The organism is Stenomitos rutilans, assembly GCF_059505485.1.
The window spans coordinates 19,043-41,891 of sequence record NZ_JCACKR010000017.1 but is presented as its reverse complement, the minus strand read 5'-3'; the positions used below and the strand labels follow the sequence as shown (position 1 = coordinate 41,891).

General features: G+C 49.2%; 22 protein-coding genes and 1 pseudogene. 3 read left to right on the top strand and 20 right to left on the bottom strand.

Translation table 11 applies throughout. The annotated features are described in order from the left end of the window. Positions 1-130 precede the first annotated feature (130 nt). Positions 131-886, top strand: coding sequence for a phycobilisome rod-core linker polypeptide (locus AC5JLP_RS01475; protein WP_496066117.1), 756 nt, complete (start codon positions 131-133; stop codon positions 884-886). Between the two features lie 217 nt (positions 887-1,103). On the opposite strand, the pseudogene AC5JLP_RS01470 reads toward AC5JLP_RS01475, so the two are convergent. Continuing rightward, a pseudogene (locus tag AC5JLP_RS01470) lies at positions 1,104-1,304 on the bottom strand (DDE-type integrase/transposase/recombinase); the annotation flags it as partial. 188 nt (positions 1,305-1,492) lie between these two features. On the opposite strand from AC5JLP_RS01470, the gene AC5JLP_RS01465 reads away from it, so the two are divergent. Together AC5JLP_RS01465 and AC5JLP_RS01460 are read left to right on the top strand one after the other, a co-directional pair. Then, entirely contained in the window at positions 1,493-1,645 is a 153-nt protein-coding gene (locus AC5JLP_RS01465; protein ID WP_496066116.1) for a hypothetical protein, read from the top strand. 142 nt (positions 1,646-1,787) lie between these two features. Beyond that, positions 1,788-2,228 carry a helix-turn-helix domain-containing protein gene (locus AC5JLP_RS01460; protein ID WP_496066115.1) on the top strand — a complete coding sequence of 147 codons (441 nt, stop codon included), beginning with the start codon at positions 1,788-1,790 and terminating at the stop codon, positions 2,226-2,228. Positions 2,229-2,569: 341 nt separating this feature from the next. Here the strand turns inward: AC5JLP_RS01460 and AC5JLP_RS01455 are convergent, their stop codons facing one another. The 19 genes from AC5JLP_RS01455 to AC5JLP_RS01365 all read right to left on the bottom strand — a co-directional run bounded on the left by AC5JLP_RS01455 (position 2,570) and on the right by AC5JLP_RS01365 (position 22,599). Beyond that, the gene (locus tag AC5JLP_RS01455) at positions 2,570-2,830 is read right to left on the bottom strand and encodes a thiamine pyrophosphate-binding protein (protein ID WP_496066114.1); all 261 of its coding nucleotides are present in this window, start codon (positions 2,828-2,830) and stop codon (positions 2,570-2,572) included. 68 nt (positions 2,831-2,898) lie between these two features. Further along, on the bottom strand, positions 2,899-4,188 hold the full coding sequence (locus tag AC5JLP_RS01450) for an NAD(P)/FAD-dependent oxidoreductase (RefSeq protein WP_496066113.1): 1,290 nt from the start codon (positions 4,186-4,188) through the stop codon (positions 2,899-2,901). 370 nt (positions 4,189-4,558) lie between these two features. Continuing rightward, positions 4,559-7,762, bottom strand: coding sequence for a two-partner secretion domain-containing protein (locus AC5JLP_RS01445; protein WP_496066112.1), 3,204 nt, complete (start codon positions 7,760-7,762; stop codon positions 4,559-4,561). A 65-nt stretch (positions 7,763-7,827) separates the two neighbouring features. Then, positions 7,828-10,110, bottom strand: coding sequence for a hypothetical protein (locus AC5JLP_RS01440; RefSeq protein ID WP_496066111.1), 2,283 nt, complete (start codon positions 10,108-10,110; stop codon positions 7,828-7,830). 17 nt (positions 10,111-10,127) lie between these two features. Beyond that, positions 10,128-10,304 (bottom strand): hypothetical protein, encoded by a 177-nt coding sequence (locus AC5JLP_RS01435; RefSeq protein ID WP_496066110.1) that lies wholly within the window; start codon positions 10,302-10,304, stop codon positions 10,128-10,130. A gap of 32 nt (positions 10,305-10,336) precedes the next feature. After that, positions 10,337-11,848: an NHLP bacteriocin system secretion protein gene (locus AC5JLP_RS01430; RefSeq protein ID WP_496066109.1), complete on the bottom strand. Its 1,512-nt coding sequence runs from the start codon at positions 11,846-11,848 to the stop codon at positions 10,337-10,339. A 462-nt stretch (positions 11,849-12,310) separates the two neighbouring features. Continuing rightward, the gene (locus AC5JLP_RS01425) at positions 12,311-12,871 is read right to left on the bottom strand and encodes a DUF1003 domain-containing protein (RefSeq protein WP_496066108.1); all 561 of its coding nucleotides are present in this window, start codon (positions 12,869-12,871) and stop codon (positions 12,311-12,313) included. A gap of 329 nt (positions 12,872-13,200) precedes the next feature. Further along, the gene (locus AC5JLP_RS01420) at positions 13,201-13,602 is read right to left on the bottom strand and encodes a DUF6130 family protein (protein ID WP_496066107.1); all 402 of its coding nucleotides are present in this window, start codon (positions 13,600-13,602) and stop codon (positions 13,201-13,203) included. Between the two features lie 26 nt (positions 13,603-13,628). After that, complete coding sequence (locus AC5JLP_RS01415) at positions 13,629-14,018, bottom strand: DUF302 domain-containing protein (RefSeq protein WP_496066106.1); 390 nt, start codon at positions 14,016-14,018, stop codon at positions 13,629-13,631. A 45-nt stretch (positions 14,019-14,063) separates the two neighbouring features. After that, positions 14,064-14,867 carry an SDR family NAD(P)-dependent oxidoreductase gene (locus AC5JLP_RS01410; protein ID WP_496066105.1) on the bottom strand — a complete coding sequence of 268 codons (804 nt, stop codon included), beginning with the start codon at positions 14,865-14,867 and terminating at the stop codon, positions 14,064-14,066. Between the two features lie 220 nt (positions 14,868-15,087). Beyond that, complete coding sequence (locus AC5JLP_RS01405; RefSeq protein WP_496066104.1) at positions 15,088-15,837, bottom strand: SDR family oxidoreductase; 750 nt, start codon at positions 15,835-15,837, stop codon at positions 15,088-15,090. Between the two features lie 15 nt (positions 15,838-15,852). After that, on the bottom strand, positions 15,853-16,674 hold the full coding sequence (locus tag AC5JLP_RS01400) for an alpha/beta fold hydrolase (protein WP_496066103.1): 822 nt from the start codon (positions 16,672-16,674) through the stop codon (positions 15,853-15,855). 59 nt (positions 16,675-16,733) lie between these two features. Then, a complete protein-coding gene (locus AC5JLP_RS01395; protein WP_496066102.1) occupies positions 16,734-18,122 on the bottom strand; it encodes a mercuric reductase in 1,389 nt (462 codons plus the stop codon). Positions 18,123-18,150: 28 nt separating this feature from the next. Next, positions 18,151-18,588 (bottom strand): cupin domain-containing protein, encoded by a 438-nt coding sequence (locus tag AC5JLP_RS01390; RefSeq protein ID WP_496066101.1) that lies wholly within the window; start codon positions 18,586-18,588, stop codon positions 18,151-18,153. A gap of 152 nt (positions 18,589-18,740) precedes the next feature. Continuing rightward, on the bottom strand, positions 18,741-20,345 hold the full coding sequence (locus tag AC5JLP_RS01385) for a GMC family oxidoreductase (RefSeq protein ID WP_496066100.1): 1,605 nt from the start codon (positions 20,343-20,345) through the stop codon (positions 18,741-18,743). Between the two features lie 56 nt (positions 20,346-20,401). Beyond that, complete coding sequence (locus AC5JLP_RS01380) at positions 20,402-21,073, bottom strand: DUF2808 domain-containing protein (protein ID WP_496066099.1); 672 nt, start codon at positions 21,071-21,073, stop codon at positions 20,402-20,404. Positions 21,074-21,146: 73 nt separating this feature from the next. Next, complete coding sequence (locus tag AC5JLP_RS01375; RefSeq protein WP_496066098.1) at positions 21,147-21,632, bottom strand: hypothetical protein; 486 nt, start codon at positions 21,630-21,632, stop codon at positions 21,147-21,149. Between the two features lie 160 nt (positions 21,633-21,792). Beyond that, positions 21,793-22,236, bottom strand: a complete 444-nt coding sequence (locus AC5JLP_RS01370; protein WP_496066097.1) for a response regulator transcription factor — start codon at positions 22,234-22,236, stop codon at positions 21,793-21,795. A 99-nt stretch (positions 22,237-22,335) separates the two neighbouring features. Then, the gene (locus AC5JLP_RS01365; protein WP_496066096.1) at positions 22,336-22,599 is read right to left on the bottom strand and encodes a hypothetical protein; all 264 of its coding nucleotides are present in this window, start codon (positions 22,597-22,599) and stop codon (positions 22,336-22,338) included. Between the last annotated feature and the right edge of the window lie 250 nt (positions 22,600-22,849).

Here is a 22,849-nt window from a genome sequence, read left to right as displayed (position 1 = left end):
CGTTTTAACGAGGCTACCAATTGTAAGTTATGTAATTTTTATCAAACTCAAGCGAATAATGCTGACCTCATGCTTATATGATTAAGAGTGTCTTTGATAGGATTTCGTGAGAAAAGGGAGATTTATAGGCGTGACAATTCCTCTTTTAGAATATTCCCCCGCTAGCCAAAATCAGCGGGTGTCAGGGTATGAGGTTCCTGGAGACGAGCAGCCCAGGATCTACTCTACAGAGAACTTGCTTTCCCCCGCAGATACAGATGCTCTGATTGAAGCGGCTTATCGTCAGATTTTCTTCCATGCCTTTGCCGCCGATCGAGAACGATTCCTGGAATCCCAACTTCGCAGTGGACAGATCACCGTCCGCGATTTCGTTCGCGGCTTACTGCTCTCTAACACTTACAAGCGCAGTTTCTATGACCTCAACAGCAACTACCGTTTTGTTGAGCAGACTGTGCAGCGAGTATTGGGGCGTGATGTTTACAGCGAGCGAGAAAAAATTGCCTGGTCAATTGTGGTAGCTACGAAAGGCACCGTAGGTTTTGTGGATGAGCTCCTCAATAGTGAAGAATATCTTGAAGCCTTTGGGTATGATACGCTCCCCTATCAGCGTCGTCGGGTACTACCCAGTCAAGCAGAGGGCGAACGTCCTTTCAATATCAAGTCTCCCCGCTACGATGCATACTATCGAGCTAAGCTTGGTTTCCCACAATTTGTATGGCAAACGTCTGTTCGTGGCTATAAGCCCCAAGAGAAAAAGCTTACAGCAGGCAACCCGGCCCTCTTCCTCGATATGGCACGGAGTATTGATGCTCGGGGTAACGCGCCTCAGCGGATTTCAGCCGTCAATATTGATATCGAAAAATCAGTTCCCTACCGCCGCAAGTAAGCGAGTTCTCAAATAAGGAGAGCGATCGCCACAGCATTGTCAACCTAATAGCGAAAATTCAAAGTTAGGCACAGCTAAGCCTCTCTCGCCAAGCATTGATTGTTTAGCGAGAGAGGCTTTGTGGTAATGATGAGCGGTGAGTTGATGTTGTTTCGGATGGAAATGGTCTCGCATCGATTCAAACGCAGCGAGAAAACGTTGGGCTTACCCCAGTGACTTAACCTTTCCGCTTATGGCGCTCTCGCGTTCGTATGGGTTGATGCGAGTCCTCCGTTCGATTGTTTAAAGCTTTGTGCTGTCGATGCTCGACACTCTTGAGCATCTCGTTTTTAGCAGCTTCGTAGCTTTTCAGCTTGTCCGTCACGATTACGCGAGGTGCAAAGCCCTGTGGCTTGAGGCGTTTGTGGAAAAACTGCTTGGTTGCCTCGGTACCCCATGCTGTTGCGGTTAACTGTCCAGTATGTTGCCCTCAGCCCCCAACGTTTGCCACAAATAAGAGTGCTGCCCCAGGCTGGTGCTCTCAACTTTGGCAAGAGGCCAATGATCTGTTAAATAGGGGCGCGGATGGGGCACTGAATTCGCGTATGGCTGTAAACTGATGACACCATGCTCGAATGGATGCGTCGGTCACTTCACTCCACGCTAGAGCAGCATTTTCTCAATAGCCCGATCGCTGCTCGGAAAGGTGTCATCGAGCTAGATGCCGTAGCCAATAGTTTTGGTGGAGAAGCGATGATGAGAATCGATGGGCATAACTAGACAATCAAGGCATGATGCTGTATTCTACCGCCTCCCTCAAGTTAAGTTGACGATACCTTACAATCGGAGTAATAGTTTATGATTTATCCAGCTTCGAGAGTCCTCACCTCAAGCTAGTAATTAGTTTCTCGATCGCAAACCAATGCCAGCAAGGTTGCAAATAAAAGCTGAAGACTGTTCTCCTCTAGGACAATTCATCCTGCAATACCTGGAAGAACAGGGAATAAGCATGAATCGTCTGGCTGAATTGGCTGGAGTTCCTCAGCCAAGGCTAAGAGGAGCTTGCTTTAAGGGCACTTGTCCGACACCTGAAACCTTTAGAAAACTGTCCAGAGTGATGGGGAAGCATCACCTGGAGCTGTATACACTAGCTTACGAAGGAAGAATGGAATACTTCCCAGAAGATACCGATGCTATCTCCCTGGATCTGTTAATGCGGGAGCTGTTTGAAAATGCCAGAGAACTGGGCTTAACCTGCCCGAAGGTTCGTCCCTCGAAAGCCAAGATTCACAAAGCTCTCTTAGAACTAGGCTTTCGTGCAGAGAATGAGGAACGCGTCAGAAATCAGTTTGAGGTGAGTTAGATCAAATCATAAAGAGAGCGAGTGCCGAATTTCCCACCCGCAAGACGCACTCGCCCAAGCGGCTAGGCGTGCTGATACGTTAAGTCAACTGTACAAAGCACCATAACCTGCTCAATGTGGGCAGGATTGGGCGGCCTGCTGCTGCAGGCGGTGACAGTGCTATCACTACCGCGCCACCTCGTGCAATCATGCCGCAAAGCGGTGGGTTTTCCTTTGTGAGCGCACCGCGACCCCGTAGCTTACTTCCCGAAGGGTACCCCCTTGAGGCGGTTGCGTCCTTCTTTGCGTCCCTTTTTCTGACCGCTTCAGGCTATCCTTTGTGTCCATCAATAACATAGACCTCATCGCATCCCACCTCGCCCGCTAAGCCCATCACTCATTTTCTCACCGCAATGCCCTGACGCAGTTGAGTAGTCATCGCGTGCACCAACGTCTTGATCAAGGTCTAGCTCTTGGGCCATGCTGCGGTTGCAGTCATATAGCCCGTTCAGCAGGTGCAAGTTTCCGGGTTCACAACTTCCCGTACACACGGTTAAATGACCGCTCAATTGCGCTTCGCCTCCCGCAGCAAAAGCGGCAACTTCCTCGTGGCGGACGTGCACTCACTCGATCGCGCGATGACGAGGGACTTCATCAGCGATAGTTCTCGTTGCTCAACTGTAGAAAGAGGCTATTTTGCAGGAGTTTCTGGCTCCAATTTGGGTCGATGGTAGTGGTGGAAGGTTTCTTCCTTCAGCCATTCGGTGGTTGCCTTAAAGTCATGTATTGGAGTGGGCAGCATTTCCAAATACGTTGCATTGCGAATTAAATCGCCGGGTTTGCCAGTTACCTGCACTTTGTCAAACAGGTTTGCTACTCCGTTGTTCAAACCCAACTTCATTAGCGTGCCGCGAAGATTTACATGCGCTGGGTTAGGAGTTGCCCCTTTGGCAAGTGCAATTAAATTATGGGCAATGGTTGCGCCTTGTTGATAGGCCACCTGTGCTAAAGCTGGTAGTGGCTGTGCCTGCATGCCTGCACAATCGCCTGCGGCAAACACCTCTGGAAAATCCAGCAGTTGCAGAGTTGGAGTCACGAGCGGTAATCCATGCTTATCCAGATGGTCTGCGAGAATTTGAGACTTGAGGCTTTGGATAAGGGGATTCAAGGCAGTACCCGCTGTCCAAATCGTGGTTTGCGTCAGTAGTTTTTGGGTCTCTGTGCTGTCAACAGGTTGATACTCCAGGTAGTTTGCACTAACAGACTTTACGCCTGCACCTAATATCAACTCAACGGGAACTGTACGAGTTCTGAACGCGTGGAGAGCATCCTCCTGCAAACCTGCATTGACATCTCCTGCAAGAATCGTCTTACCATGATTGATCAAAATAATGCGAATCTCACGCATATCGCCACCAAGTTGAGCGTACCAATAAGGCAACAAATCCGCTAACGTTGCCGCCATTTCTACCCCAGTTGGACCTGCCCCAACCACAGCAAAGGCCAACAGCGATCGCCGTTCTGCTTCATTAGCCATTTGACTGGCACGCTGCAAACAATCCCGTAATTGATGTTCCAGTGCAATCGCATTCTCTCGTGACCGAAAGGCAAAAGCATTTTCTTGTGCGCCTTCTGTTCCCAAATAGCCTTGAACGCTACCAACCGCTAGAACCAAATGAGCATAGGTATAGTCTGCATCAGAAGCTAACATGAGGCGCTTTTCTTGCAGATCGATCGTCACTACTTTGTCCTGCACAAAGCTGATATTGCTGCCTTTCAGCAACTCCTTATAAGTCGGACAAACAGTGTCTTCTGGCAATTCACCTGTCAGCAATTCATATAGCATCGGCTTGAAAACAAAGCGCTCTTGTGGGTCAATCAAAATAATCGAACGCAGATCATGTTGATGACGCAAATGCAGAGCTGTAAAAAGCCCCGTGAAGCCTGCTCCAACAATTACTGTAGGGTGAGAAGAATTCATGTCAGGAAAGGGAAGATAAACAGTGGTAATCTAAATTAATTCACTTGCCAAAACGCCTGATGGCAAAGAATTGTGGAATCAGGAATTGTTGCCTCATACATCACATTTGCCTCTTGCTAAACCATTAATATTTGCGATCGCCAACTAGCTTCCACCAAAATGTATGGACAAGAAATTATCGTGACCAAGATTACTCTTCTGTGTAGAAATCTATCTTCAGGTCATTAGACCCGAATTGCATCAGATGCCAAACATAATTAGTAATTGAATCAACTTACGCTCGAATTTCAGTGTCGCTTATGATCTCAGACTCAGCCAGCAAAGTTTGATAAGTTAGGCAGGAAGTTAACAAGCACTAACCCAGCGTAGTTTAGTGGCTTCCCGAACAGGCGACTGGTTGATACAACGAATTCTGCACGGTTGAGTGAGATGCGTTGGCAACTAGAAAGATCTCGCCAGTAGGAGTCACCTGCATTGCGTTTGCTTCAACAATTGGGGTGTAGGGTAATTTTGAATTTTGAATTTTGAATTCTCCCGACTCTCGACTCCCGACTCCCGCTCTAGCTCCTGCCTGGGCCACTGTGAGGATTTTGCGATCGCTCCACTCCGCATCATCGTCTAACTGCTGCTCTGGGTTAGGCGGCAAGCCGCCGCGACCTGTGATGACGAAGGAGTTGCCTTTGTCAGCAGGACAACCCTGGGCAATCAACCCAGGTTCTACTGGGTCAGTGGGTAATTGGACTAAGCCAGAGGTCGGGTCAATGCCTGCGGTGATGACATCGATGGTGCCGCTCAAGGCCGAGGTCGCACCTGTGGCGGTGATGTCGCTCAAGGGAGTGGAGACTGGACTGGGTTGAATGCCGAAGAGAGAAAAGGCATGGATGCGAACGTTGCCACCGCGAAAGTCCTCAGAGTTGGCGCTGATATTGCTGTCTTCACTCAGCACGGCGATTAAGAAGCGCGTATCAATGCCAATGTTGCCACCCGGAATGTTGGCTCCAGTTGCGTTGGTCGTGATGTTGCTGCCGTTGCGGAGGAGGATGAAAGGCGATCGCACATTGATATCACCTCCACCTCCCGTCGTGTCTGCCCGAATGCTGCCCTGGTTGTTGAGATAGAGGCGATCGGCATCAACAAACAAAATACCTGCCCGACCACTACTCAAACTGCTCACTGTCACGTTGGCGCGGTCTTGAATGCCAATGGTGTCAGCCTCGATTGTGATGTTGCCCGCATTTCCTTGTCCAGCCGTGCTGACAGACAATTGAGCACCATTCGTTGCTAAGAACGATCGCGCCGTGATGGCGATATTGCCTCCGTTGCCCACTGCCCCCGACTCCAGTGTGCTGATGGCATCTCCCCGGTCAAATGAAACCGCATCGTTCGCCTGAATTTGGATATTCCCTGCCCTGCCCCGTCCCTGTGCATTGGTGTTGATTCTCCCCTGATCGGCAACCGAGAGTGTCCCGCTGTTGATGCTGACATCTCCTGCATTTCCCGTTGATCTGGGTGCCGCCGAGGTATACACCCCACTGCGGTAGTAGATACGAGCGCCAGGTATTACCGAGGTAAGCACTTCACTGTTGTAGTCGGTAAACGTAGGGGCTGTGCCACGGATCTGTACGTCACGCGCATTGATAAGGACGCGGCCGGCATCTCCCTGCCCCGCAGTAGAGGTATTCACAACACCCCCATTGGTCAAAAACAGTGAGCCAGTTGAGATTGACACCTCTCCTCCCTGACCCTTAGAACTTGGAGCTACTTGTGTGAAGATACCGCTGGTTTTATATCTAACGATGCGTCCACCATTCGTGTATTCTATAAAATCACCCTCTATGGAGACGCGATCGCGGGCATTAATATTGACGCTGCCTGCATTGCCCTGCCCAATCAGGGTGGAAAACAGTTGAGCGCCATGAGCGAGAGAAAATGCTCCGGTTGTGATGTTGATACCACCAACGCTACCAGTGCCACCAAAGATGAAATTGATGATATTACTGTTATCTAAAGAAACCGTATTGTAAGCACTCACACTGATACTGCCTGCCCTGCCCGACCCACTTACGTAGGAAGCTAATCCAGAGTTCTGTGTGAAAGAAACGGTATCACGAGCAGTGATATTAATGCTGCCTGCATTGGTCCCCGGTTTGATCTGAAAGGAAGTCAGTTGAGCGTTATTGGTGAGAGAAAGCGATCCAGTTGCAATGTTAATATCGCCCGCGTTACCTAAGCCTGTTCGGCTGACATTGTACACAGAGCCGTTATCAAAAGAGGTGATGTTGCGGACATTAAGATTAATACTGCCTGCATTGCCCTGTCCCTGTGTGTAGGCCTGCACACTAGCACGATTGTTGAAAGCAAGCGATCCAGTTGAGATGTTGATGTTACCTGCGTTACCAACACCCGTTGGTTCCACACCACTATAGATAGCCGCGCGATCTAAAAAGACTCGATCGCTCGCCGTGAGATTGATGCTACCGAGCGTTCCCTGTCCAAACAAACTGTTTTCCAGAGCGCTCATACTCAGTGCGATCGAGCCAGTTGCATTGAGATCTAGATCTCCGGTTTGGCTATTGGGTAATCTTGAATCTTTGAGAATCCCAGTCTGAAGTACGCTTTTGGAGATGTCAATGTTTTGGGCAAGCATTCTAATACTGCCACTGGCTCCTGTGACATAAATGCCACTCCCGTTGCTTAAGGAGATATTGGCTCTTGGTACTGCATTCGAGATCGTGAGTTGCCAATCAGCGTTGACCGTCGATAAACCAACAGTTCCTATCCCACCCACAGCCCCTAGCTCGACGTAGCTTCCTGGACTCATTAACCATCCACCATCGGGTTGCACGTCTTGTATGCTAGAGGTGAAAAACACCAGCAAAGGTCGTCCAGGAGGATTGGTGGCAATAAACGGTTCTCCACTCTCTAGTTGAATCGATCCGCCGACGAGCAATAGGTTTTTCCCAGGGGGAACGTGCAAACCCGTGGCGTTAAAACTAGAGATCGTGAAAACCCTTTCGTCAAACCGAGATTGAACGATGATGGGTTGGGGTGTCAGTTGGTTAAAGAAAAAGGCATTGGGATTCACCGTGAGCAATTGACTCGGTAATGGTTGCGCCGCATCGCTGCTGAATACTTCACCATTTTGGAAGCCGATCGCATTAGCAGTCGTCGCTACAAAGGAACCGCCAATATTGAGGGATGCATTCGGACCAAACAAAATCCCATTGGAGTTGAGAAAAAACAAATTTGCGGTGCCATTTGCCCGAAGCAAACCATCAATATTTGAGATTGAGCCACCTGTGACACGACTAAAAATGTTTTGCACAGCAACCGCATTATTGAAATAAGCAGAACCGCCCGTTGGCACTGCAAATTGACTGAAGCTGTGGAAGAGATTGCCCCCACGTCTGGCTCCGCCATCAATTTGCACATTGGGACTGCCTGAGATTTGCGATCGCTCCCCCACTGACAACGTAGTATCGGGCACAACTTGAGCAGCGATCGGTTGGGCACAAAGCAGCACACTGATGAGACTGCCTGTTAAAATCTGTGCCCTTAAGTGCGATCGGTTCATGTTGTGACCTCTGTTCTGATTATGATGCCTGGGGCATAAACGTTCAACAGATCTAAAACGTTACTCTACTGAGCATAGGTTGGCAGAGTCTGGCTCATTCGGTTCAGATTACTGGCGATCGCTTTCATCGTTATAAAGGTGGAACTGAACGCGATTAATTGTTCAAGGGGATAGCTGCGACTTTCAACTCGCTGGCTCAAAAGCTGCTGTGCAATCGACTCAATTTCCTGAGCTAAGGAGGAGACCTGAGAAGATTGTAGGAGCATTGGAGCGGTAATCATTGCCGATAGTTGATTAAATGCATCGACCGTTTGCTGAGCGATCGCCTGGAGTTCTGATAAATACTGTTGTCGAATCGCATCGGGCATCGGTTGTTGCAATTCATCTACTAATGTTTCAAGTTGGGCAAAAAGCATTTGTTCGTAACCCAGCAAGAAATTCCAAAGATTTTTATGCTTGGTTGCCAGTCCACTCGAACCTTCCTCAAGACCCGCAATCTTTAAACCCATTGGATGTTGAGCAATCGTCTTTGCCAGGGTTGCTTTCAGTTGAGTGCTTTCTAGGGATGGAGTTGCACCCTGAAGATATGTTGTTAACAGGGATTGATAGAGTTGTCCAAATTGCTTAAAGGTTTGAGCAAAACTCTTTTCTAATTCATTTGCAGCAGAGCCACCCATGAATACGGTTGTAATCAATAAAGCAATCAACACGCCACAGGGAATAGCAATTGCCACCGCTGCCAGTCCCTGATAAAAGAACGGGAAAAGGTCTTTTGCGAGCCAATTGGCTGCAATAATGGCACCCACACGAGCAATCGGGGTAAATCCCAGTAAGGTACAGCAGACATAAATGAAAAAATAAACTACACAGCAGGTGATGGGATTATAGCCAAAGGAAATAGAGAAGAGATAGATCAAGAAGAGACTGAGCCAGAGACAAATGACGGCTGCCAGACTGAGCGCGATCGCCTTTCCCCGTGTCGGTTGAACGAGCATTGTAATGAGGGCAACAATAATCACTTCAGCCGCTTGCTCATAGGCAGAAGGATAGGGAAAATCGATATGGTGAACAATGGCGATGACCATTCCGATCGCCATACCCATACCCACAATTTCGATCGCCCGCTTCATCGATATAGACCTGTGCTTCGGAAAGGTCAAAAGCCTCCTGCGTTGATGGGTTGCAGCAACATTCGCTTTATAGAGCAGTCGATTTTGCAGCGATCGCAACTCTTGGGTAAATTGGTTCAGAAGCTGGAGCAATTGAAAGAATCGCAATGTTTCTGAAATGTTGTATTCGCCAATTTTTCCAGTGGAGCGCAGGTAATTCAGTTTATCATTGATAATGACTAAGTCTTGCTCTAGTTCAGAATCAGGATTAAAAGGATAGGATGGATGGGCGATCTGCGCTTCTCTGCGAGACGCTGCGCGAACGTAGCAGCGCTTCGCTATCGTGCTTAACTGATCACAGCTTTTTTCTAAATGTTGAGTAAACTGATTGAGTTCAACTCTAAACTGACGAGCTAACGTTTGCTCATTTTGATCAGCCAGAACTAACATATCCGCCAATTGTCGAGACAACTGGTTTTGACTGGTTAAAATTGCACTCCAATTCTCCTCTGTGAGTGTCTGACTCTGAAATTCAGTTGCAGCTTTTGTCAAAGTTGTCAGGCTGGCTTGTGTGGTTTTTGTCAGCCGATCGAGTAGCGAAGCTGGCGGCACGAAGGTGGAAAGAAGGGGAGTATGATTATTTTCGGCCTCCAACTGGGAAGACGTGGCATACTGATTAACGATTCCTTGAAACAAATGAGGTACACCCTGCAAAAACTGTTTCAAGTTTTTGGTTAACTCGGTGCGAGTATCCTGTCGCCAAAACAGCAGGGTTACGACAATTCCCACCGCAATGCCAATCCAGTTATCAATCAGACGCGATCTAAGATACAGCCATATATCTTGCTGACTTGATGTCCCAACTGCTCGCATTGCAATCAGCGTTCCCAGCAATGTTGCTTGTGAATAGGCTGCCTGCCAGCGATAGGTTTCACAAATGAAGGCAGATAGAATGTAAGTAATCGGCGGGATGATAAATAAGCCTGAGCCATAGAGGCCAAATGAACTCACCAAAAGAGCCGCAATAAATCCACCTAGAGCACTGCCGCCAACCCGCCCCAACCCCGCGACGATTGCGCCCCCTACGGCGGGTTCAATCAGGACAGAAACATAGCCAAAAATCGGGTAAACAGAGTTATCTAATACGTCTGCCCGATGCCAGAAGAAGTTACCCAACAGGGCGGCACCCAGGGAAAATTTCAATCCCTGTTTGATGATTGTTAAGTATTGAGTGTTCAAAGAAGTTGCACCTCAATTTAACCGTTAATGGCGCGTTCAACGGAATAGAGAAGCAGCGCAAAAAATGAGACCAACCAGAACCAAAGCTGGGGTGGCTCACTAAAGACCATTAAGATAAATACGATCGCAGCTGCAATGTCCCACCACTTCAGCCACCAACCCCACCACTTTGTTCGTCTTTTAGAATGTTGCATGGTATCCAACTCCAGTAAGGTTTCACTTAAAATTAGCGTCCATATACTCCCGTAATCCAACGAAAAGCGGGAGTCAAGTAGCTGAACAGCGATCGCTCTTCGATCACAGCTTTGACATCAGCCGTTGTCCCGTCGGTAATTGCTCTGGGCGCTCCTTTGCCTTCAGTCCACTTAAAGCCGCTGGGCGTATGAGGATCAGTTTGGAGTTCCAGGATGACCTTCGTCACGCTGGCGTTTAACGGTTGAGGCTTATCGCGATCGTCCTTATCGCGTCCTAATAGCAGCTTCTCTGCCAGATCCTGGCTGCCGACCAAACTGGATAATTCAGACGCGGTGACTGGCTGTTGAGCGATCTCAATGACTTTTGCAACGATGCCACCATAGCGTTCGCGATCGTACAGATCAGGAATGACTTCGACTGCCATTCCTGGTGCTAACTGTTTCGCATCACCCACTTTGAACAGTGCCACTACGTTGACTTTGGTACTGGAGTTATCAACTGCCAACCTGCCGATGCGACCACTCGGAGGCACGACTTCACCTGAATTAACCGAGATTTCCTCAACTTTACCGTCGTAAAGACTCACGACCTGGCTGTTGGCACGAATTTCGGCTTGTAAGGTATTAATGTCTCGTTGTTGATCAGAGATCGCATTGTATCGAGTGACATCACTGACGGTATCTTGCAAGTCGATGCTGCGCTTCTCGGTCGTCAGTGCCTCGTTCGCTGCTGTCAGGCTTTGCATCTGTGCTCTTAGACTCTCATCTTCTCCCTTGAGGCGATCGAGGGCGACTTGCGTCTGATTCACAGAATTGGCAACTTCTTGTTGACTGAACTGAAAGAAATAGGGTTGGAAGCCAATCCGAGGAACAGCCCCCTCTTTTGCCAGATTATCGTAAGCAGAGAGTCTCTCATCCGTAGATGCTTTAAAGTTATGCAGGTACTTGAGATGGTCGAGGTACGCTTCTCGCTGACTCTGGTTGCTTGCTAATTGCACCCGCAGCGATTCAACTTGACCCAAATTTGCCCGACGCTTCTGTTCCACTGTACCTGCATTGAGCTGACTACGACTCGTTTGAACAGAGCCAATTTGATGATCCTGTACCTTGAGGTCTGCAAGGCGATCGCGCTTATCTTGTAATTCTGTCTCCAGTTCAGGAAACTCCAGTGTGGCTAATACCCGCCCTTTCTTGACAGAATCACCCGGTCGAATATTCAGCGCCAATACCCGCCCTCCTTCGCGCGGTTGAATCGCAATGCTGGAACGAGGAATCAAAATCCCTGCACGTCCCTCAGCCCGATTGGGAATCTTCCCAAACACTCCCCACAGGGCAAACGCGATCAACAGCACCTCAACGGGAAGTAACCGCCGCCGAACCTCCCCGCTCTTTTCAACCGCGCTTGGCTCTTGAAGTCCCAACTCAGGCTGATTAGGTTTAATCTCAGGTTTGTTCTTTTCCAGAACTCCCATTGATGATTCTGGGTCTTGTCCACCCTGTTGAACAGGCCTCTGTACGTTGCTTAATGTGTCAGGTGATTCCATTGTTAGCTCCCTTCGCGGGAAACGGCTATGTTGCAAAAGCTTTGAAGAGAGTAAGAGAGACTTCTAGCTTGTTCGGGCAAGATGCTCAAATTACAAATCAATCAAAACTGCTATGTATTAGATTGTGTAACCACCCCACATTTCTGACCATGCAAATTTGCGTAGTTAAGCAAGAATTCCATTACGTCCTTAACATTGAGCGGTTCCAAGAACCGTAGAAATTTTTATAGACAAACCAGGCATCGTTAACCAACTCTAGAACAGCAATCAATACCCAAGCTGCCAGAGTAATAGGAACGACTTGAGCGGCGATCGGTTGGTACAAAGCAACGCACTCAAAAGACTGCCTGTTAAAACTTCTGCTTTTAAGTGCGATCGATTCATTTTGTGACCTTTGCTCTAGTGGAAAACCGCTAGCTTTGGCAGAGTTGCCAGTTCGGTTGCATCATGCCGCTAAAATTATCACTTATGTAAGTCGTTGTCATCAGAAAAGCCAGAGTGAGAAGCTATACCTGCTTGCTTCGCAATGATGGCTTCAAGCCGATCGAGTTGTTCTTGCTGCATCGCTTTGATAGTATCGGATTCTTGCGTAAAAAACCGCTCCAGGCGATCGAACTTATCATGCAGTAGTTCAATCTCCAACTCTGCTTTCATATTAATTTCGTAGTCATGTCTAGCATTCTGGCGATCGACCTCTGCCTGCCGATTCTGGCTCATCATAATAATGGGCGCAGTATAAGCCGCTTGAAACGACAGTGCCAGGTTCAGCAAAATGAACGGATAAGGATCCCAGTGTTGAATGAACGCTGTGACATTCAGCACAATCCAGATGACTAAAATTCCGCTTTGAATCGTAATGAATCGCCAAGAACCCACGATCGCAGCAACTTTATCAGAGAGACGCTGGCCTAAAGTTAACCGGACTTGTGGGGATGATTGAGAAGGCTCCCGCTCTCGCAGTTGTCGTAAGAGATGATAATCGTCTTGATCAATGAGGGGAAGTTGATTAGGAGCAAGAACCATAGTGTTTCATCCTGACTAGTGGGCAAGACCAGCCCGGAGTGATCGGATGGCTGGGTACGATCTTCAACGTAGCGCTTCCTCAAAACAGTGCAAACATGAGTCTTCACCGTCCCCTAGATGATACCAATTTGAATTGAAGATGCGACACATCCTGTAGGGGCAAGGCATTGCTTTGCCCCTACCCACCGATTGATCTGTAGCCGTCATTCTTTTAATCGTTATGATATAGAGTTTGGCAGCAATCGTGGAATTTTTTAGCAACGCGATCGCTTCATCTCAAGCGCTTCAGCCCCAAAACTGAAAGCTATGTTGATGACATTAAACTGTTCTTACGGCAGCGTGAACGCTACTGTTTCACTGGTGATGACTTTATGCGTAGGGTCAGCCAGTTCGATCAGCACCTTGTGTGGACCTGGTTCCAGTCCGACCAGGATGATTGTTTCGCCGCTGGCATCGACAAAGTGCCACGGTAAATCATCAACAGTAATGTGGAGATGTCCGATGCGCGGCGATACGTCGAGGGCACCTTTACCGAACACGGGCAACACGCGCAAGTTCTCTGTCCGGTACTGGATGAAGACGCGCCCCTGAGCCAGTGGTTCGGGCAGGGGTGGGTCGACAATTAGCTTGGCAGGTGCTTCGTTGTCGATCGCAACTAACGGGGATGAACCGATAATGTCTCTGGCGCTTTGGATTGAGGCAGTGGTGGCGATCGGGGTGTAGTCAGTCATGATGGTCGATTCCAGTGAGTAGATGTCTAAAGAAATGCTTGATGGATGAGCGGTGCAACAACATCAATGTTTTTCACCAACTCATCGGGAAGAGAGTACCGCTGCTTCAAATAATTGGGATCGTTGTAACCCAGCCAGACTTTGCCATCAGCCGCTTCCCATGCCACCACTTTTAAGGGTAAATCGAGGGCGATCGTCGGTTCTGCTACCATCAGCGGCGTTCCGGCTTTTGGGCTCCCAAACAATAATAATCGTGTGGGACGTAGACTGAGTCCCACTTTTTCGGCTTCTACTTGTTGATCAATACGGGCAAAAATGGTGATATTTTTCGCTTGAAGAACGGCGACTAAGCGATCGATGGTTTCATCGACTGAATAGGGGCTGGATTGGCTGATAATGCCATTCGTTGCAGTCATAGCAATGGACTCCTCAAACCCTTATCTATAGGTTGGTAGACTCAGCTAAAGCTCGCCATTTTGCGGTCTCTTGCTCAACGTAAGCGTTCTTCTCGGCAATTGCTTGAAGCGTATCCGTGCCCAGAGGCAGGCGCAAGGGTGGATCATCTGCGTTGACAAGCTCAAGAATGGCTGGGCGAGCTTGGTGGGATCTCCTGGCTGTTGATGGTTCCGTTCAGCCGCAATATTGCGGGTCTTACCGACCGTCTCAGCATAATCAGAGATTTGCGCTGCACTCTGACGTAGCGAACTGCTGTCTAGAAAATTGGTGCGGAAGTATCCTGGCTCAACCACTGTCGCGTGAATCCCTAACGGGGCTAACTCGCCATACAAGGCTTCGGTAATACCTTCGACGGCAAACTTGGTCGAGGAATAGATGCCCCACCCCGGAGAGGATCGATAGCCACCGATCGACGAGAAATTGATGATGTGTCCAGAGCGGTGCTGACGCATACTGGGTAGTACTGCACGAGTAACATTCAGCAACCCAAAGACATTGGTGCGATAAACGCGCTCAACCTCTTCGGCACTGCACTCTTCGATCGCTCCGAGCAAGCCGAATCCAGCATTATTGACTAACACGTCGATCTGTCCAAACTTTTCCAGCCCGGTTGCGATCGCGACTTTCACCTGAGCCTCATCGGTGACATCCATGCTCAGTGCCATCACGTCTTGATTGGTGCCATGTTGCAGATCAGCCTGATTGCGAGCAGTGGCAATTAATCGGTCACCCGCTGCCAAAACTGCTTTTGCGATCGCGGCTCCGAATCCCCGTGAAGCACCAGTAATGAGCCATGTTTTTTGAGTCATGTTTCCCTTTCAGATAAGCAGGACTTACGCACTTGCCCCTTAAATCCCCCAAAATTGGGGGACTTGGATCGCTTACTCCCCCTTTCTTGTATGCCCGCTAGGGCTATAAATTGGAGGACGGGGGGCGGATTTCAATTCAATCTGCGTCAGTCCTGATAAGGTTGCTAGAGTTTCTTCATCATTATCCAATCCAGAATATTTGCGATCGCTTTAGAATGCTTCAAATCTGTGCCATCCCGCCATCCACAAATAGCTCAATGCCATTCACAAAGCTGCTATCATCTGACGCGAGAAAGACAACGGCTTTGGCAATTTCATCGGGCGTGCCAACTCGTCCCAAGGGGATGGTAACGGCTTGGCTATCCACAAATTCCTTCAATTGCTCGTCGCTCAGCCCCAGGTGATCGTAGCCAGCAGTCGGCACCACGCCAGGACTGATAGCGTTCACCCGAATATGGCGCTCTTTGAGGTCGAGTATCCAATTACGGGCAAACGATCGCACAGCCGCTTTGGTCGCGCTGTAAACGCTGAAGGCTGGAGTACCTTTGATGGAAGTAATCGAGGCGTTCAAGATGATGGAAGCACCGTCCGGTAATAAAGGCAGCGCCTTCTGCACGGTGAACAGCAGACCTTTGACATTCGTATTGAATAGTTTGTCAAAGTGTTCTTCGGTGATGGCTCCAAGCGGGGCGACTTCACCAACACCCGCATTGGCAAAGATTACATCGAGATGCCCTTGCTCTTGTTTGATTGTGGCGAACAGGCGATCGAGATCTGCCAGCTTAGAGGCATCACTCTGCACACCCGTGACGTTTTTGCCAATCTCTTTCACAGCGGCATCCAATTCAGTTTGGCGACGTCCCGTGATGAAGACATAGGCACCTTCAGCAACAAAACGCTTGGCAGTGGCAAGACCGATACCGCTAGTGCCACCCGTAACCAGCGCAACTTTTTCGTCTAATTTGTTCATGATGTTAATACCCCTCTATTTCGCGGTCGCAGCGTGTTCAATGATCTTGGCAACGGCATCGGGATGGGAAATCATCACCACATGCGACGCACCCTTCACGGCGATCGTCTCCTTTGAGTTGGCGCGCTTCGCCATGAACGCATGCGCCACTGCTGGAATGTTCAAGTCACGGCTGCCATAGATGAACCAGGACGGGGTGGACTTCCATGCAGGCGCGCCGGATGCCTCGTTAAACGCAACGTCCGTCGCTGGTCGCTGGGTGCTAGCCATCAGCTTCGCATCGGCGACGGGCACATCCGCCGCAAACTGAGCGTGAAACTTGGACTGCTGGATGTAGAAATCCTTTCCGCCATCAGGCAGCGCGACTGGTGGCGCAAGCGTGGGACCAAGCGTGCTACCTGGGTAACGACCGGAGAGTCCGAGGGCAGTCTCACCCGTCTCAGGAGCAAAACCAGCCACGTAGACCAGTGCCTTCACGTTCTGGTTGCCCTTGACCGCATTGGTGATGACCGATCCTCCGTAGGAGTGCCCGACCAGCACGATCGGACCCTCGATACTTTTGAGGATGCTGGCGACATAATCCGCATCGCTCTTGACTCCGCGCAAAGGATTGGCGGCGGCGATCGTTGGGTATCCTTTTGCGATCAGCCTGGTCAAGACGCCGTTCCAACTGGCAGACTCGGCGAACGCGCCGTGAACAAGGACTACGGTGGGCTTACCGTCTTGTGCGCTTGCAGGGTTCAAGATGGTTCCCAAGGACGTGATCAAGATGATGCCCAGTGAAAGGGCGGCGATCAAAAACAGACGAATACTATTCCTGCGGATGAGCGTGTTCATGGCGTGATCTCCTTTATGTTATTGGGTTTGAATCTGAAACGAGTGCCTGAATTGCTGCCTCACAGCTTTGAAAACAGTAAATTCAATCCCTCAGTCATCGTGGGATGGGTTAACACACCATCACGCAAAACGGTGTAGGGCAGTTGAGCTTGTATCACCATCTGCACCGTCGAAATCATTTCACCTGCGGCATGACAGAACAGTGAACAGCCTAGAAGGCGATCGGTCTTTGCATCGACGATCGCCTTCAGCAATCCATCCGTTTGACCGAGGGTTCTGGCACGTGGAACGGCGGACGCATCTAGCTTTGCTACCCGAATGTCATACCCCTGCTGCTGAGCGGCGGTTTCAGTTAACCCCACCTGCGCCAGTTCTGGATCAATGAATAGACACGATGGAATGGGACGATCGCTGGTACTGCGGTTGTCCCCATCAATCAAATTTGCTTTGATAATCCGATAATCGTCGAGCGCCACATGGGTATATTGTGGTCCGCCATTAATGTCGCCCAACGCCCAAATGCCCGGTACGCTTGTCTCCAGACGATCGTTGACTTGGATAAAGCCACTTTCACCCATTGCGACACCCGCTGCGGCTAAATTTAAGGTGTCAGTGGTGGGCGCACGACCGACCGCAACAAGCAAATGAGACCCCTGAAGCGTGATCGTGCGATCGAGAACCTGAATTTGCAGCAGAGTGTCATGACCCGCACGATCGACCCACAGCACCTTTGCGTTTAGCAAGAAATCAATACCCTCTCGTTCGAGCAATGCTTGAGCGGCAAGGGCAATATCAGGATCTTGTGGAGATAAAATTTGTCCCCGTTGCCCAATCACGGTCACGCGAGAGCCAAAGCGCCGAAACATTTGAGCAAACTCTAACCCAATGTAACCACTGCCAAGCACGATCAGGTGCTCTGGCAATTGTTCCAACTCCATGATTGATTCACTCGTGAGAAACCCGGTTTCTTTGAGTCCAGGCACCGATGGAATCAACGGTCGCGTACCCGTATTGATAAACAACCGTTCGGCGGTGAGGTGTCGCGTGCTGCCCTCTACCATTGCTACTTCAATGGTTTTAGGAGCGACAAACCGCGCGGTGCCAATGATGAGATCGTGATCGAGAGCGGTTTCTAACGTGTGCAAGTTCATGGCACGCGCCGCTTTCACCACCGATCGCTTGCGTTGAATGACGGCACCTAAATCAACGGTGGGTATGCTGGTGTTCACGCCATAAGTCGCACTGTGCCGCACAGTATGAGCAACCTCTGCACTCACCACCATCGTCTTTGTGGGAATGCAAGCAATGTTGATGCAACCGCCACCAATCATGTTTAAACTGCGCTCCACCAGAGCGGTTTTACGCCCAGCCGCAACGAGCGCGGGTGCCAGGGTTTTACCCGCTTTGCCGCCACCAATAATAAGGTCATCGTAGTATTCAGTGTTCACCTAAACCTCCTTTTAAGCTGACATTACGTCATGCAGTGGGCAAATCTCCGGGTACACCCAGAATTTCGTCGCCAATTTCGGTAGAGATGCGATTGAGCAATTCCAGGTCAGGTGCCTCATTCTCGTTTAGCGTCCCTGTTGCTTCAACGAAGTGAGCAAAAGCACTGGGCGAGGCAACGACTAACCCGCGAGCGGGTCGATCACTAAGTGCAGCAACAACATGGGTGATGCCCATCGGAATCAAAGCACTTTCACCTACCTTTAGCACAACCTTGTTCTTACCAATCCAGACCGTGAATTCTCCTTCTAACACATAGAGTTGTTCGGAATAGCGTGTATGGCGATGGGGTGGAGTCTGCGAACCAGGAGGGAAATAGCCCTCAACCAGGTCATATTTACCATCAGTCGCAGTGTGGTCGGCGACGATGGTCAAGCGAGAACCCATAAGCCAGAATGATTGTGTCATGGAAGTGCTCCTTCTAATGAATGAATTGTGTTGTGAATGCCCAAGCTTGCGGCTCAGATGAAGTAGGTGTTCATGCCATCAGTGCCAGTAGTCATCGAGACCTAATGCTAAAGCGACGTGTTCGATAAACTTTTGGAAAAGAATTCTGCTTTCTAGATCGATGCGTGCATCTTGAGAAGGCTGTGCGAGGGACGCTCCACTTTAATTAAATCTGCCGCCTTCTCACCAATCATGATGGTCGGTGCATTCGTATTTCCTGTAGTAATGGTTGGCATGATGGAAGCATCCACAACGCGCACTCCCTCAATCCCATGTACTCTCAGCTCCGGGTCTACTACCGCCATTGTGTCAGTGCCCATTTTGCAAGTACCGACTGGATGATACACTGTACTGCCAGCAGCCCGGATGTAAGCTTCGAGGTCAGCATCACTTTGAACCTGGGCACCCGGAGCAAGTTCCATGCCGCGAAACTCATCAAAGCCATCACTATGCAGTAATTGGCGCATTAACTTAAGCGCCTCCACTAGCTTTTGCACATCGGCTTCACTTTGCAGATAATTCATCCGAAACATCGATGCATCATTGGGATCAAGGGAACGTAAACTGACACTGCCCGTGTTGTGGAGACGCGTTAAAGAGACAGCACCCGTGAAGCCATACTCTGCTGGGGCATAACCTGGTGGTAAGAACTGAATGGGACCAAAGAAGAATTGCAAGTCGGGTGCGGGTTTCAGATTGCCCTCACTATGCAGAAACAAGCCAGCTTCGATTCCATTGCTGGTGATATCAGGATGTACCGCTTGCGTTGCCTCATACACCACTGAGACAAGAATATGATCTTGTAGGTTCTGACCTACACCGGGCAGATCAGCCACAACTGAAATTCCCATCGCTTGCAGATAATCTGCATTCCCAATGCCAGATAGCAGCAGTAGTTTCGGTGAATCAAAGGCACCTGCACTTAAAATTACTTCCTGATCGGCTCGCACTTGGTGCAGCGTGCCCTCATGCAGGTATTCCACTCCAACAGCGCGAATACCCTCAAACAGCAACCGAGTCACCAACGCACCTGTTGTCACAGTCAAATTGGGACGCTGGAGAATGGGTAGGAGAAAAGCCGTCGCTGCACTGTGTCGTTTCCCATCCTTGACTGTCAACTGATAGGTACTCACCCCTTTCTGCTGTGCCCCGTTGAAATCGGGGTTATAGTCATAACCCATTGCGACACAGGCATCGACAAAACGTTGGGAAACTACAGCAGAAGGCTTAATATCAGTGACGCTCAGCTCCCCATCAATCCCATGATATTTGGAGGCTCCGCGTTGCTGGTGCTCCGATTTCTTGAAGTAGGGCAAGACATCCTGGTAACTCCAATCGGGGTTTCCCAGAGACTGCCAGTGGTTATAATCGTGCTGATGACCTCGGACATACATCATGAAATTAATGGAACTGCTGCCACCCAAAACTTTGCCACGGGGACAAAACATTTTGCGATCATTCAGGTATGGCTCTGGCTCAGAAAAGTACGCCCAGTCCACCTCGGAACCCAGTAGACTTATGAATGCCGACGGGATGTAAATCTCCGGTTTTGTATCCGGCTTGCCTGCTTCGAGGAGCAATACGGTTGTGTCACTGTCTTCAGTCAAACGATTGGCGACGACACAACCTGCTGAGCCTGCACCAATTACAATGTAGTCATAGTGAGTCATGGCATTGGTATTCTTAAGGTTACTAAGTGGCAGGATGGATTGGAGCATTGTTTCAATCCATCCAACCTCCAATGCATCGCTAGAAACGCAACATCAACGTTCGCTCAATTTGAGTTCCCGTAGAAATTGATGCGTCCATAGCCTAAGAACTGACCCAGCCCATTCTCTCCGTCTGGATAAGCGGTTACACCAAACTCATACACCCCACCCCAACTGGGATTTTGCTGGGCTGCAAGCGCCACTGTGACTGTACTGCCGGGTTGCACTGGTTGATCAAATACAATGGTCACGTCACCTGGGTTGGTAGGTGTCTCACCACCAACGCTGGCTAACCGGATTTGAGCACTGGCTGTCAAGCGATCGCCCACAAAAGCTTTGCTGTTGCTGACGTTAAATTTGACGGTTTCCACATTGGTAGCCTGGGCAATTTTGACTGCTTTCAAGGGTTGCCCAGCATCTTTAGGTACGGTCAGCGTGAATTCATAAGTGGAAGGGGTGTCTTCTCCAATTTGAGATGCAGCGACGCGCATTAATTGTGGAGGATGACTAAAGAAGGTTTGCCCTTCTTGATTAACGGCGCTATTGGCAGCTTGCGGTTCTAATTGAGTTGCCTGTGACTGCACTGCTTGAGATTGAGCGGGTTGAGGCTGAGCTGTTTGTAACCCAATTTGCTTGGCAAGGACATCGTATTTAGTGGAAGCATGCGTTGCCGATTGGATGCCAATGGTAGCAGCGATCGACAAGATTACATTGATGGTAAGGGTGTGGAATTTCATGGTCAATCTCCTTAATGTGTTGATGGTTAATTGGATCGTGTAGCTAGCTTCGTCAAAAACAAGCAGTTAGAAATCATTGCAAAGAAATGCTTTCATTCATCTCGTGTAGACGGAGTAAATGAGAAAGATGACTTAAATCCTGTTTCAACCGTTGATAGAGTCTCATCAATTCCTGATGTGACAAAGTTGTCTCAGCACTATGAATCGTCGAATTGAGATAGTGCGAAAGACTGTCAATGGTCTGATCAGCGGGAGCACCGACAGCAGCGAGATAATCATCGCCATGAAGCTGTAAGCCAAGCGCTGCAAAGAAGGTTTTCAGTGAACGCTTGTCTACTCTCACTTCACAACTAAGAATGCGACTGATGGTGCGATCGTTGAGGAGCGATCGTTCACTTAACTTCTCATAGGTGTGACGATTCCCCCACTGATCATGAAGGACACCTGCTTGAGTCAATTTCTGCCATCCCTGCTTCGACAGTATGACACCGCGACTACGATTGCGCTGACGAGACTCAGATGGCGATCGATCACGATTAGAAGATGAAATTGCATACATAATTTTGCTCTCCGTCTTTGAGAAAGATCCAAATTTAGAACGTGGAGAATAAGCTGAACTTGGTCGATAGCAATGACGCCACCAGAGTTAGGCACCACTTCGACTAGGGAGCACAAGGCTTGAAACTAGCTGTATATCAACGGTGTTTTCGACAGTCGAGCTAATGAACCAGGCCGGAGCGAAGAGCACGAATTGCAGCTTGAGTACGATCGTTCACGTAGAGCTTCTTCAAAATATTACGAACATGGGTTTTCACGGTTCCCATCGTGATGTGGAGCTTTCTAGCGATTGTGGGATTATTGTGTCCATCCACAATTAGTTGCAATACTTCTAGCTCACGCACCGTTAAAGGCTCGATCGCAATGGCTTGCTTGTACTCTGGCTCGATCGCCCGAATCATAATGGTTTCTGGCTGACTGTAGGTTTTCTCAAGACGATTGATGCTGTCAGGTTGAAAAGGGTGAGTCTGCTTTAGCAATGCCACAACCTCTTGTGCAACAGCCGTAAACGCTTGATTCACGGGAAAAACACCAAAAGAATCAATCTGAGTTGAAGCACTTAAACGCTCAATGTCATCTTTGATCAACAAGGGAATGGCTGCCATAAAATAGTCCTCCGTAGGAAACTCACGAGGGTTAAAAAGTAAAAAGCTCAGTGGCTTGCGGTAATGATGGCTGTCAGCAACGTCCGCACTCTGGGAATTTTAATCGTTCCCATACAACACCAGCACTACAGTGGCATTTAACACACCTTGTTTATGCTCCTGTGTTGCAGATGGAACGAATAAGGAACTGCGACTCAATTCTGGCTCACTGCTACTTCTGAGAGAAACAAGACGTACCGCAAGCGATCGCTCGACAACTCTCTTTGCGTAATGGATGTAAAGCAAACTCAAAAGCTGCAACTCAGTTGCTCTCTGTGTTTGTATGAGTTCAATATACGGAGTTGGCTTCGGCTTGTCGTCCATGCAGAGTTGGCACTTTTGCCCAATCGCACGATTGATGTATCAACCCACCTAAAAGAGAGGGTTCACTCTAACTAAAGTTGGTAGCTGGCTGCAAACTTTAGTACAGCTCGTTGACAAACGCACAAACCACGTTTCACAACAACTCCGAAAACCGCTGCCTCTTACCTTCCCTGGCAGGAAATTACCTGATGCAGTCGATTCTGGACTGGGGGGTCAGAGGCGTGGCATAGCTTCAACAACTGGGGTGTAG

Coding starts and splice junctions, on each gene's coding strand:
- AC5JLP_RS01465 (WP_496066116.1), top strand. CDS start 1,493: ATGCTCGAATGGATGCGTCGGTCACTTCACTCCACGCTAGAGCAGCAT.
- AC5JLP_RS01460 (WP_496066115.1), top strand. CDS start 1,788: ATGCCAGCAAGGTTGCAAATAAAAGCTGAAGACTGTTCTCCTCTAGGA.
- AC5JLP_RS01450 (WP_496066113.1), bottom strand. CDS start 4,188: ATGAATTCTTCTCACCCTACAGTAATTGTTGGAGCAGGCTTCACGGGG.
- AC5JLP_RS01445 (WP_496066112.1), bottom strand. CDS start 7,762: ATGAACCGATCGCACTTAAGGGCACAGATTTTAACAGGCAGTCTCATC.
- AC5JLP_RS01435 (WP_496066110.1), bottom strand. CDS start 10,304: ATGCAACATTCTAAAAGACGAACAAAGTGGTGGGGTTGGTGGCTGAAG.
- AC5JLP_RS01430 (WP_496066109.1), bottom strand. CDS start 11,848: ATGGAATCACCTGACACATTAAGCAACGTACAGAGGCCTGTTCAACAG.
- AC5JLP_RS01425 (WP_496066108.1), bottom strand. CDS start 12,871: ATGGTTCTTGCTCCTAATCAACTTCCCCTCATTGATCAAGACGATTAT.
- AC5JLP_RS01420 (WP_496066107.1), bottom strand. CDS start 13,602: ATGACTGACTACACCCCGATCGCCACCACTGCCTCAATCCAAAGCGCC.
- AC5JLP_RS01415 (WP_496066106.1), bottom strand. CDS start 14,018: ATGACTGCAACGAATGGCATTATCAGCCAATCCAGCCCCTATTCAGTC.
- AC5JLP_RS01410 (WP_496066105.1), bottom strand. CDS start 14,867: ATGACTCAAAAAACATGGCTCATTACTGGTGCTTCACGGGGATTCGGA.
- AC5JLP_RS01405 (WP_496066104.1), bottom strand. CDS start 15,837: ATGAACAAATTAGACGAAAAAGTTGCGCTGGTTACGGGTGGCACTAGC.
- AC5JLP_RS01400 (WP_496066103.1), bottom strand. CDS start 16,674: ATGAACACGCTCATCCGCAGGAATAGTATTCGTCTGTTTTTGATCGCC.
- AC5JLP_RS01390 (WP_496066101.1), bottom strand. CDS start 18,588: ATGACACAATCATTCTGGCTTATGGGTTCTCGCTTGACCATCGTCGCC.
- AC5JLP_RS01385 (WP_496066100.1), bottom strand. CDS start 20,345: ATGCTCCAATCCATCCTGCCACTTAGTAACCTTAAGAATACCAATGCC.
- AC5JLP_RS01380 (WP_496066099.1), bottom strand. CDS start 21,073: ATGAAATTCCACACCCTTACCATCAATGTAATCTTGTCGATCGCTGCT.
- AC5JLP_RS01375 (WP_496066098.1), bottom strand. CDS start 21,632: ATGTATGCAATTTCATCTTCTAATCGTGATCGATCGCCATCTGAGTCT.
- AC5JLP_RS01370 (WP_496066097.1), bottom strand. CDS start 22,236: ATGGCAGCCATTCCCTTGTTGATCAAAGATGACATTGAGCGTTTAAGT.
- AC5JLP_RS01365 (WP_496066096.1), bottom strand. CDS start 22,599: ATGGACGACAAGCCGAAGCCAACTCCGTATATTGAACTCATACAAACA.